The organism is Candidatus Saccharibacteria bacterium, assembly GCA_016699955.1.
Classification (GTDB): domain Bacteria; phylum Patescibacteriota; class Saccharimonadia; order Saccharimonadales; family UBA4665; genus JAGXIT01.
Window position 1 is genome coordinate 339315 of the sequence record CP064993.1, and the last position, 11987, is coordinate 351301.

10 protein-coding genes and 1 pseudogene are annotated in these 11987 nt (G+C 47.5%); 9 read left to right on the forward strand and 2 right to left on the reverse strand.

The window, feature by feature from the left end; genetic code table 11:
- The first annotated feature begins 69 nt into the window (after positions 1–69).
- Positions 70–1905 carry a glutamine--fructose-6-phosphate transaminase (isomerizing) gene (glmS, locus tag IPL85_01785; GenBank protein ID QQS20164.1) on the forward strand — a complete coding sequence of 612 codons (1836 nt, stop codon included), beginning with the start codon at positions 70–72 and terminating at the stop codon, positions 1903–1905.
- Here the strand turns inward: glmS and IPL85_01790 are convergent, their stop codons facing one another.
- Complete coding sequence (locus tag IPL85_01790) at positions 1906–2994, reverse strand: glycosyltransferase family 4 protein (GenBank protein QQS20165.1); 1089 nt, start codon at positions 2992–2994, stop codon at positions 1906–1908.
- 63 nt (positions 2995–3057) lie between these two features.
- Here IPL85_01790 and IPL85_01795 point away from each other — a divergent pair, with 63 nt between their 5' ends.
- The 8 genes and pseudogenes from IPL85_01795 (at position 3058) to IPL85_01830 (ending at position 11482) form a co-directional block, all read left to right on the forward strand.
- Complete coding sequence (locus IPL85_01795; GenBank protein QQS20166.1) at positions 3058–4404, forward strand: phosphomannomutase/phosphoglucomutase; 1347 nt, start codon at positions 3058–3060, stop codon at positions 4402–4404.
- Between the two features lie 52 nt (positions 4405–4456).
- Positions 4457–4598: pseudogene (locus IPL85_01800) on the forward strand (hypothetical protein).
- Positions 4599–4864: 266 nt separating this feature from the next.
- The gene (locus IPL85_01805; protein QQS20167.1) at positions 4865–5104 is read left to right on the forward strand and encodes a hypothetical protein; all 240 of its coding nucleotides are present in this window, start codon (positions 4865–4867) and stop codon (positions 5102–5104) included.
- Between the two features lie 125 nt (positions 5105–5229).
- Positions 5230–5697 (forward strand): DUF4143 domain-containing protein, encoded by a 468-nt coding sequence (locus tag IPL85_01810; protein QQS20168.1) that lies wholly within the window; start codon positions 5230–5232, stop codon positions 5695–5697.
- Between the two features lie 587 nt (positions 5698–6284).
- Positions 6285–7187 carry a replication-relaxation family protein gene (locus IPL85_01815; GenBank protein QQS20169.1) on the forward strand — a complete coding sequence of 301 codons (903 nt, stop codon included), beginning with the start codon at positions 6285–6287 and terminating at the stop codon, positions 7185–7187.
- Positions 7188–7706: 519 nt separating this feature from the next.
- Positions 7707–8258, forward strand: coding sequence for a hypothetical protein (locus tag IPL85_01820; GenBank protein ID QQS20170.1), 552 nt, complete (start codon positions 7707–7709; stop codon positions 8256–8258).
- 3 nt (positions 8259–8261) lie between these two features.
- Positions 8262–10508 carry a hypothetical protein gene (locus IPL85_01825; protein ID QQS20171.1) on the forward strand — a complete coding sequence of 749 codons (2247 nt, stop codon included), beginning with the start codon at positions 8262–8264 and terminating at the stop codon, positions 10506–10508.
- A gap of 26 nt (positions 10509–10534) precedes the next feature.
- The gene (locus tag IPL85_01830; protein QQS20172.1) at positions 10535–11482 is read left to right on the forward strand and encodes a glycosyltransferase family 2 protein; all 948 of its coding nucleotides are present in this window, start codon (positions 10535–10537) and stop codon (positions 11480–11482) included.
- Here the strand turns inward: IPL85_01830 and IPL85_01835 are convergent.
- Positions 11469–11897, reverse strand: coding sequence for a GtrA family protein (locus IPL85_01835; protein ID QQS20173.1), 429 nt, complete (start codon positions 11895–11897; stop codon positions 11469–11471). The genes IPL85_01830 and IPL85_01835 overlap by 14 nt on opposite strands.
- Positions 11898–11987 lie beyond the last annotated feature (90 nt).

The following is an 11987-nucleotide window of genomic DNA, read 5'->3' on the forward strand; positions in this document are numbered from 1 at the left end:
CTAGCTTGTCGGTAATCTAGTGAAGGTACACACTTGATAGGTTGCATTTTTCTTGGAAAGGATACACACATGTGCGGAATTGTTGGCTATATTGGAAAAGAAAATAAAGGTGTTTCTGTCGTACTGGCTGGATTGCAGGCGTTAGAATACCGTGGGTACGATTCGGCGGGCGTCGCGTTTCTGAAGGATGCGTCGATACAGGTCTCTAAGCAGACCGGGCGCGTTCAAAGTCTAGTGGATTCACTAGGCGAACCACGGCCGGAAAGTGACACTGCCATCGGCCACACCCGCTGGGCAACTCACGGGACACCAACGGTGGCAAATGCACACCCACACTTCAACGCCACGCGCGATATTATGGTTGTGCATAATGGCATCATTGAAAACTATGTTGAGCTACGGGACAGCCTGAAGAAACAAGGTTACGAGTTTGCGACTGAAACCGATACTGAAGTTATCCCTCATTTGATCGATTACTATGCACGCGAGACAACAACTTTTGAGGAAGCTTTTCGTCGAACGCTCGAGCAACTGCGCGGTGCATACGGTCTGGTGGTCATAACATCACGCGAGCCAGACACGTTGTTTGCGGCACGGCTCGGCAGCCCGCTCGTGCTTGGGATTACCGAAGATCGATCGCTCATTATTGCATCTGACCCAGCAGCACTTATGACGCACACCAAGGAAGTTGTGTACGTAAGCGACTACGAATACGTGGTCGCGCACCGAGGCGGTGACTATACTATTCATGATTTAAAAAATGATAAAACTGTCGAACGCGACACAGAAACACTGGACTACGATGCCGACCAAGCCAGCTTGGGTGACTACCCGCACTTTATGTTGAAGGAGATCTTTGAGGCACCACAAACTATCCGTTCTGCCACGCTTGGACGCATAAAGCCAGATAGCGGCATTGTCAAGCTAGGTGGGCTCGAAAGCGTGGCCGACCAGCTCAAGCACGTTGACCGAATTGTCATTGTTGCCTGCGGCACGGCCAGCTACGCTGGGCTACTTGGGGAATACGCCATCGAAGAACTTGCTGGTATACCTGTTGAGGTACACATTGGCTCGGAGTTCAAGTACCGCAAGGAGCCTTTTTCGCGTAGTACGGCACTTATCGTGGTGTCACAATCCGGCGAAACAGCCGACACGATTGCCGCGCTCAAGAAAGTGGAGAACTACGGCGTCTTGAAGCTAGGTGTCGTAAACGCAACCGGCAGTACCATTGCCCGCATGACTGACGCTGGCGTCTACTGTCACGCTGGCCCCGAGCAAGCCGTAGCCAGCACAAAGGCATTCTTAGCTCAGTACACTATACTGCTCCTAATTGCCTTATACCTCAGTAATGGACGCAGCGATCAGTACAAGCCCCTGCTTGATGAGCTGAACCTACTGCCGCAAAAAGCCGAAAAAGTACTGGCGCAAGCCGACCGTATCAAGGAGCTTGCCCGCAAGTACGTCGACACAAAAGACATGATGTTTATCGGGCGCGGCTACAACTATCCGCTGGCTCTCGAAGGTACGTTGAAACTGAAGGAGTGTGCCCTGATACATTCAGAAGGCTACGCAGCTGGCGAGCTAAAACACGGCCCGCTGGCGCTTATAGATGAGAACTTCCCTACGTTTACGATTGCCACCGACTCGGAGCTGCTCGAAAAAACCTATAGCAATATTGAAGAGATTCGGGCACGAAAAGGGCCAGTCATTGCTGTAGCAACGGAGGGAAATGAACACATTCAGTCGCTCGTGTATGATGTCATATACATACCACCATCTCTTGAACAGACCACGCCGCTACTTAGCGCCATTGTCGTCCAGCTATTTGCGTACTACGTTGCGGTTGAGAAAGGTTTGAATGTCGACAAACCTCGCAACCTCGCGAAGTCAGTCACGGTAGAGTAGCTATTTATTCCGAGATGCTTCAATCGTATTGTCAAAAAGCGTAAGGTACATGTCAGCCGTTTTATCCCAATCATAAGCGGCGAGCGTCGCTGCACGAACATTTGCGCGGTCTAACGATGGGTTTTTTATTTCAGATACTATTTTCTCTAGATAGGCTTTCGCGTCATCGACCGGTACCAACCAGCCGGTTTTATTGTCTATAACCGCGTCGACCGTACCTGCGAACTCGCCAACCACGGCCGGAGTACCGCAACTAGTCACCTCAACCGCCACCATGCCAAAGCCCTCAAACCCATAGCCACTGCGATTAGGCATGATGAACAGATTGGCTGCGTTATACAGCAATGCGCGCTTTTCGCCGTGAACGTAGCCAAGCAGGTGCACTGAATCACTCAGCTCAAGTCGTTCAATTGCTTCTTTTGTCGCCTCGTAGTCTTTACCCTGCCCAGCTATCAAGCACACAAGCTCAGGGATTTGTTGCTTGAGAGGCGGCATGACATTCTCGACAAACCACCGCGCACCTTTCCGCTCTGTCATGCGACCCGCCAAATAGATGACTGGCTTTCCGACAATATCTACTCCTATCTCGCTTTCTAGTGTACGTCGTATCTGTTCCTGGTCGCCAACCCGGTAAAATTCGTCTTTTGCGCCCCAGTGAATCACTTGGGTCGGTATGCCCGGGAGCTTAGCATTGACCAGCTCTTCGGTAGCGCGACTAATGACACCCACTGCATTGAGATGACCCAAGGCCGGAATAACCGTTTTGACGTACAATGGGTTTTTGTAAACCATCTCGGTACCGTGAATGGTTGCGACTACAGGACGCCTGAGGAGCGCTCTAAAGATTGGCGTCGCTGCACCCATTAGCCCATCCTGCACATAGATGATGTCGGGGCGAAAAATCCAACCGGTGAAAACCGCCCGCAGCACGAGCCACGGGAAAACCACCGGTAGATACTTGTTGGCTCCGCCAAATTTGATGAGCTTGACGGTAGCGCGCGTAGCCAGTTGTTCGTACAACCACGCGGCGACATTTTCCATTCCCCCAACTGTTGGGGGAAACTTGCGGGTTACATAGAGTACCTTCATGCAGCCATTATATCTCGCTTGTTTAACGGCGTATACTAATAAACACGAAACAAAGGAGGATTCATGGGAAATATTGCGGACATTTTTAAAGCGTACGATATACGTGGCAAGGTTGGCACTGAACTGACAGAGGATCTAGTACAGCGTGTTGGGGGGAGTTTTGCACAGTGGCTACAGACAGAGGGGGCTGTCGTCATTGGTCATGACATGCGCCCAGATTCCCGTGAGCTGGCGGATGCCCTTGCCCGCGGCGTAACGGAAGCTGGCCGAGACGTGATAGATATTGGTATGGTGACGAGTGACATGGCAGTCTTCGGCGTGACTCATTTTCGGGCAGCAGGGGCAGCCATCATTACCGCCAGTCACAACCCGGGTGAGTACAACGGCATTAAACTGTTCGATGACACCCCGAAAACCATTGGCCTTGATCAGGGACTGGCAGCAGTTCGTGATGGCGCACTCAGTACTACCCCGCCCTCGCCAGCAGTAACCACTGGTTCTACGAAGCACGAAGACCTCATTAATGCTTGGGTAGAGTACTGTTTACAATTTGTCGATGTTTCAAAATTTAAGCCGGTGCGCATTGCAATTGACTGTGGCAATGGCATGGCGAGTGTCGTACTCGAGAAATTACTGCCTCGTCTTCCTTTTACCGTAGAGCGCCTCTTTTTTGAACCAGACGGTACATTTCCAAACCACGAAGCAAATCCACAGAAACTGGAAACGCTGAAGGATCTACAGGCAACCGTGAGAGACACCGGCTGCTACCTGGGTGTGGCGTTTGATGGGGACGGCGACCGAATGGCTATGATTGACGAGGCCGGCCGGCCGGTGTCCGGAAGTGAAATGATGTCCCTGCTCGCGACAAAGTACGTCGCTACGCCGAGCCCGTCGTTTGTGTATGAGGTACGCACCTCACGTACCGTGGTGAAGCGCTTGGAGACAAACGGCTTCACTTCTGTTCGGTCAAAAGCTGGCCGCAGCAACATTGGTGAAGTTATGCGCGAAAACAATGCAATCTTTGGCGGGGAAACCACTGGGCACTTTTTCTTCAAAGACTACTGGTCAAATGACTCGGGAATGCTGAGTATGTTGGTGGCTTTGGAGCAAATATTTACCCAGGACGGCGCACTATCTGAGATGGTTTTCACTTCGCATACAACCAACCCAATGATACCGGAGACTAACTTTGAAGTGGCCGCCCCGAAAGCGATGTTACAAAAAGTGAGCGATGCCTTTGCGGGGCATGAGCAAGATTGGCTCGACGGCCTAAGCGTCACGCTGCCAAATGGCTGGTTTAATTTGCGTGCTAGCAACACCGAACCCGTTATGCGACTAAACGCCGAAGCCAACGATGAAGCCTCGCTAAATTCACTCGTTGACCAGTTAAAAAAACTCGTTCAGGGTTAACGCTGGTGCCTGTGGCCGGAGCAAAGCGGCCGGTGATCTCGTCGTTTCACTCCTGCCCCAGCACTATTTGCTCCGCACCACATGGGTCATCGGCGAAGGCAAAAACTTCGTCCGCACCATACACCATACTAGGCCTCGCGGAGCGTGGCATCTCGCCGCCCCACTGCGCAAATCGGGCTACGGCAAGTATCTAAAGCCATAAGTCCTATAGCCCACCCCTGTTGTTTACACTCTTTGCAGGTTAATCCACTAGTCTCGGCGACAGTGACCCAAATGTCACTATTTAACCTGAGTTCGACATAACAGTCGACCTCAGTAGGGTCGGGCTCGCGCGCCCCACTCCTAAAGGCGCTGCTGACGCAGCGCTTCTTGCGACGAGAGAGAGGATGCACAGGTTTTTATGTCGAACTGGGGTTATTTAGGTTATTGCACGCTCCATAAGCCGTAAGCACTTGCGTTAATGACGTGTTTAACACCTGGATTCTATCTCAAACCGCAACAAAACCAGCCGACTGACTCGCTTAGGCTACCCGAGTTTTCATTACTACCAGCCCCGTCGTCCAAAAACCGCGTGGTCAGATCATCGGCAGCCTTTGGAAAGATTGCCTACGAGCAAGGCTTCATCACGACCGACGAGCTGGCCGCCCTCGCCGCACCACTGAAGAAATCCGGCTACGACAACTACCTAACAAACGCCTGATAACAGCCACTGTACCACTTATAGAACCAAACAAATTACGAACGATTAGAGCAATAATAGGCCTTTTATTGACTTTGTACCTACAATAATAGGGCTATTATTGGCTTTAGACTATTGGCGCTATAGTGTTATCGATAGAAAAAGTATCCATACCCCGCACCATTGAGCGCTACCTATATTTATTAGAACAGTGTTTTGTGATATTTCGCCTTCATCCACTCAGCAGCAATCCACGAAAGCTTCTTGCCAGCCGCAAGCGCAAAGTGTATTTTTATGACATAGGTGTACGCAATACCCTCGCCGGTCAGCTTGACATACCGATTGTCGAACAACAACAGCTCGGTGGCGTTTTCGAAAACTTCTGCATTGCTGAACGCCTAAAAACGAGGCTCAATCATCAGCTCCGAGCAAACGTAAACTACTGGCGAAGCCCTGACTCTGAGCTTGATTACATTGAGCAGTACAATGGTGCAGTCTACGCGTATGAGATTAAATGGCGAAAACAACCCAAGACACCGCCACCACGATTTACTAATCAATTTCCGGGCGCAACATATATGCCCGTTACAAGGATACCTATCGGGACTTCTTAGATGTACGCCCTTAGTAGCTACAGTATGAAGTCTGTGGAGTTGTTCTGGGCAGATTATCGGCATCCCAGAGAAGATTGCCTATGAGAAAGTAACGACAATGCTTTCTAGCTAAATTGACCTTCACTGCTAGCCTTGTGAGTCCGCTGGCTTCATATCAGGCCTTGTAGTGCGAGAGTATCCCCTGACGTCAAAAAACAGCTAGAATTGTCTCGGCTAAGGTATGTTTAAGCAATGCTGCGTGCATATCAAGTTTTGCCCCCAAGGGCTAGGGCAAAACATACGAGATACTTTATCTGTTGTGCTACAATATTTTGTATCCTCTACCCTTAAAAGTATACGGGTAGGTGGGGTTGGCAAAGTATGTATTACCCGAAGACAGAAGAACCAGCAAAACAGCAAAGATAAAAAACCAGAACTAGAAATAGCAATCTAAAAACTACTAATCAAAACCTAACCATATATATCCCTAGACTAATACCTATAAAGCTATAACAGATATAAACAACGGAGAAATAAGCCGAAAATAAGCCAGAATATCTATATAGATACCAACGTAACGCCTAACCAGTACCGACAGACAAACCAGCATGACCCTACCAAAGCTAACCAAGAAGCAACAAGAGATATTGCTGCTATTGTACAGATTCAGATTTTTGAACCGTATTCAAATACAAGCCTTTCTCGAGCACAAAGACCCCAAGACGATTAACATGTGGTTGCGTGACCTGCGAGATAAAGGCTACGTCGAGTGGATATACTCAACCCACTTTGCCGAGAAGACTAAGCCAGCCATTTACTACCTTGGCTTAAACGGCGTGAGACACTTACGCACGTTAACTACGAAGAGCAAAGACGAGAACAGCGGCGAGATGATAGTATTGCCCTACTGTCCACCAGAAGAGCTTAGAAAGCGCTACAAGGAGCCAACACGCAGCCAAACGTTCATTGACCGGTGCGTGCTTGTTGCAGACTGTGCATTAGCGATGGAACAAGAAGATGCCGCAAATGAGGCCAAAGACAAGAAGCCACGCTATTACTACCAAACTGAGGCAGATTATCTGCTTGAGCGCAGTTACTACCATTTCGTACTTGAGAGTGAACTTATCCAGCCAAACCTTATCTACTGCCAGGACAAAATAAACAATGCTGGCAAGGCAGAAGAAACACCCGAAAGCTACATCCTTGAAGTGTTTGACCCAACCCTACCACGCTACCGCATGAAGAAACGCCTGGGCGATTATGTGAAGTTCCTGGATGAGGAGGGCGATGGATGGCAAGACAATACTGATACGGAACAGCTGCCAATTGTTTTGTTTGTATGTCCGAGGATGACTGATCTTATCTACGCTAAGCGTAGAACACGAGGGCTTATCGCTAATGCCTGGGAATGGGAGGATGACGATGCGGAGCGGCCACGGATGCGGTTTACGACGGTGGAGAAGATTAAACAGGGCGGGATACTCAGCAAGGAGATCTGGGAGCAAGCATAGTCTTATACCGAACTTTCCATTTGCGTAAGCAAGTGGGAAGTCACCTGTTTTCGAGCAGCGAAAATAGGTTTGGCAAGTGGCAATTAAGGTATGCACCGGCTATGATGGCGTCATATATGATAGGGGTTATTGTACGGGCATTACTGTGCACTACATTAAGAATAAGCGTTTACGCAAGATGGTTTATGGTCCCATGGGCTAAGCTGATATCCACAATCCTTGCGGGCATAGCATTTGCGACTGCGAACACGGTAATACCGAGGCCTAGTGACCCCGCACTTAGGGCAAGCGGGGGGTCGCCGTATTGTTTAGCGAACATGAAGTCTAGGCAGGCGACGTCATCCGGGAATTGCTTGTGTAGGGTATCAATGGTGTACGGGGGGCTTTCATCAATTGCATCTTTTCCTTTCCTTGACGTCAAGGGATACTCTTCTGGTAGTGGTTATTGACAACAGACCTTGAAAATTATTGAGCATATGGTTATACTCTAGTATATTGTATTAAGCTAATACTCTCGCTATGAAAAGTCGTCTCTCGCATATTTCAACCTCTCGTAAACTTGCCCTGCTTGTTGGGGTTTTGCTGTGCCTAGGAATAGTTATCGCAATACTCGAAAAAACAGGAACAACAAACATACTCCGCATGCCGCAGACGGCCGAACAAAAAAAAGTTACGCAGCAGGCAGAAGCAGAAAAAAAAGCTGACACGGAAGCGAAACAGTCGTTTCTCGATGATTCACAAAAAACTACACCCTCACAAGATACCCCTGTATCAGAACCTCAGCCCAATCAGTCCAATCTGAACCTAGACGTAAAACAGGAGGGAGAAACCGTAACCGTGCTTACGAAACTTTCAGGAGTTTCGTCGGGAGAATGCGTACTCAAGGCACAAAACGGCAGCAAGAGCACAGAGCAGCAGGCTCAGATAATCTACCAGCCAGAATTCTCGTCTTGCGCCGGATTCAATATCGCAAAAAGTACCCTAGGCGTCGGCCAATGGCAGATCACATTGACAGTAACAACAAGTTCAGGACAAACACTTTCACAAGGACAATCTTTGGAGGTGAAATAAACCATGCGTAAGTTATGGTTAATCACGTTAGTTGCCGTATTGCTTTTACCTGTGAGCCTAGTCCTACCGGCTCAATCCGTCATGGCTGTCTCTGCAAGTGACTGGAAAGCAGGTCGTATCATAGATGATGGATTGTTTACAAATGCCAATGACATGTCCGTTGGTGATATCCAGGCATTTTTGAATAGCAAAGTGCCCGCTTGTGACAACAATGGTCAGAAGTCGGTTGGCTACTACTATAATGCCTCTACGGGGCAACCGAAATTTTCTTCTTTTGCGGGGGGCACCTGGACGACAACGACTCGAGCCGTTTTTGCACAAAGGTACGGCAGCTACTACCAGAGTAACGTTAGCAACTTGCCGTTTACCTGTTTAAAAGATTATTACGAGGTACCGAAGACAGCGCCGGGGCCAGGGCTTCCCGCTAGCAACGCATTTGGCGCACCGATTCCCGCTGGTGCAGTCAGCGCAGCTCAGATGATTTATAACGCAAGTATAAAGTACAGTATTAACCCCAAGGTTCTACTCATAAAGCTTCACACGGAATCGGCTGGCCCCCTCACGACAGATGATTGGCCATTCCAAAATCAATACCTATATGCCATGGGTGCGCACTGTCCGGATAGTGGCCCGGGAGGTAGTGCTAATTGTGATAGTAACTATGCAGGATTCTCAATCCAGATGGATGAGGCTGCTGATTTATTGAGATGGTACCGAGATAGTATGACTCAGTCATGGTGGCAATATAAAAAACCCTACCAAGTAAATAGCATCTTGTGGAATGTCGCACCGACCGGATGTGGTGCAGGGAATGTCCATATAGAAACAAAAGCTAGCGCGGCACTATATACTTACACCCCTTACCAACCAAACGCCGCAGCGCTTGCAAACATGTACGGCACCGGTGACGGCTGTAGTGCCTACGGAAATCGAAACTTCTGGAGAGTGTGGAATGACTGGTTTGGCTCCCCTCTGGCCACTTCATTTTCTGCTCAACCTTTATATCAGCAACTATACTCAGATAGCAATCGAACGGTGCCTGCTGGCTGGAATGCAAGTGCTCTCACAAACAAAACGCTTTATGCCCGCGTAATCATGAAAAATACAGGTAACTCTGCGTGGACAAAATCAGGGGCATTCGGTATTACAGACACCCGCCTAGCAACATCTAGCCCGTGGGGTAGGCCCAGCCTGTTGTGTGACGATTCTACATGGGTTATCCCATGTACTCGCGCAGGTTCTTTAATAGAAAACAACGTTGCGCCAGGAGCACTAGGAACATTCGAGTTCGTTCTAAAAACCCCTTCACGGCCTGGAGCGTACACTGAGAAATTTACCCCTATCATCGATGGGCGTACAGTTTTCTCGAGTGGAGAAATGGTATTTAAGATAGACGTCTACCCTGATATATTCGCTGCTCAACCCGTATGGCAACAAGTATACACAGATAATACAAAGGCATTTTCCTTAGGTTGGAACGCAGAATTAGTGGCCGGTAGCAAGGCGCATGTTGTAGTCGCCATGAAGAATACAGGCAATACAACATGGACAAAATCAGGATCTTTCACAATAACCGATACTAGGCTCGCTACCTATGGGCCATGGGGTCGAGATAGTCTGCTCTGTGACGAATCTTGGATTATTAAATGCTCGAGGCCCGCTCCGCTCAATGAGGCGACTGTTAATCCTGGGCAAATCGGTACTTTCGAATTCACTGCACAAGCACCAAGACAGCCTGGTAACTATAGCGAATCATTTGCACCTATTGTTGACGGAAGAACACTATTTAGCTCTGGTGCAATGACTATTAATCTCAGCGTCAAGCCTGCAGTGTTTTCTGCTCAACCGATTTGGCAACAAATTTATACTGACTCTTCGAAGTCAACTCCATTGGGATGGAATGCAGACCTTGTTACTGGACAATCAGCCTACGCTGTAGTGGTATTTAAGAATACAGGCAATACAACATGGACAAAATCAGGATCTTTCACAATAACCGATACTAGGCTCGCTACCTATGGGCCATGGGGGAGACAAAGCATAATCTGTAATAATAGCTGGCTCATCAACTGCACTAGACCAGCTGGGTTAAATGAGACTAGCGTGGCACCTGGTGAAAATGGGTCGTTTGAGTTCCCTATTAAGGCTCCGTCACAGCCGGGATCATACAGTGAATCTTTCGCGCCTGTTGTTGATGGTAGGACAGTATTTAATAACGGCGGTATGGCTATAAACTTGACAGTTAGATAATGTGACGATTTTGCTATACTAACTCTATGAGTAAAAAAATCTCCATTGTAACGCCTGCATATAACGAAGATGCCGGTATAGCTCATTATTATGAGAGGCTTAAGGCTGCTCTCCCTGCTCGATACTCCTACGAGATTCTGTTCGTAGACGACGGAAGCACTGATGATACACTTAAAGTTCTAAAATCAATAATGAATAAAGATAAGTCAGTTCGAATAATTTCGTTCTCAAGGAACTTTGGGAAAGAGGCAGCAACAACCGCAGGCATTGTATCATCCACAGGAGAAGCTATCCTAGTTGTAGACGCCGATGGGCAACACCCTGTTGATCGTATAGATGACTTTTTAAAGGAGTGGGAAAGAGGCAGCAAAGTCGTCATCGGCGTTCGTACTGCAAATCAAAAAGAGGGCATCATCAAACGTTATGGCTCAAAACTTTTTTATGCTTTATTCAACGCCATGGCTAATGAGAACTTAGTACCTGGGTCTACAGATTTTCGGCTTATAGATGCAAGTGTAAAAATTGAGTTTGCTAAATTAAAAGAAAAAAACAGAATTACACGAGCACTTATAGACTGGCTTGGATATAAAAAGACATATATTACATTTACAGCAAATGCACGCGAGTTTGGTGAAGCAACATACACAAATTCAAAGCTAGTGAAACTCGCATTTAACAGCTTTGTATCGCTCACAACTTTCCCATTATATGCATCGGGTTATCTAGGATTAATCATTATTCCACTATCTGTGTTGCTGGGATTATTCATTATTGTAGAACAATTTATGTTAGGAGACCCCCTACAACTCAATGTAACGGGGTCCGGTATACTCGGTACTTTTATAGTCTTCCTAGTGGGAATTATCCTAGCTTGCCAAGGACTTATTGCTATGTATATTTCGCGTATATATGAAGAAGCAAAAGATAGACCTCTATACATTATTGAGCACGACTCGTCGTCTAACGAAAAATAACTTTTTTATAAAGAACGTAGTTCCATAGCGTTATACAAATAGTTGCAAGCATCTTTGATACTAACGGTATAATCCCAATAAGGAGTGTTAGCCTAATAAATAGATACGTAAAAAAATTATTAAAAACGAAAAGTAGGATGTACAGAATTAACTGCTTGCCGCCAGAGTGGCGGTGTCTTGAATCCGACTTAAATGTCCATTTCTTGTTTAGGCTAAAGCTTGCAATTAAACCACTCGTAAGCCCAGCAGCGACGGAGACCGAGAGAGGCGCGTTAAGCGCGTATAAAAACAACAAAAAAATAATGTAATCTATGGCCAGCGCAAACACGCCGGATATGACATATGCTATGACCCGCTTGTTAGAGCGTACTGTATTACGTAGCAAATCTATATCTAGTTTATGTTTTTTATTCATAATGCTATTATAGGGTCACCCATCGATGCATAACAAATTCATTCCTTATATCTTAAAAATACTCTCTGGGAATAGAATTCTATTTGTAGT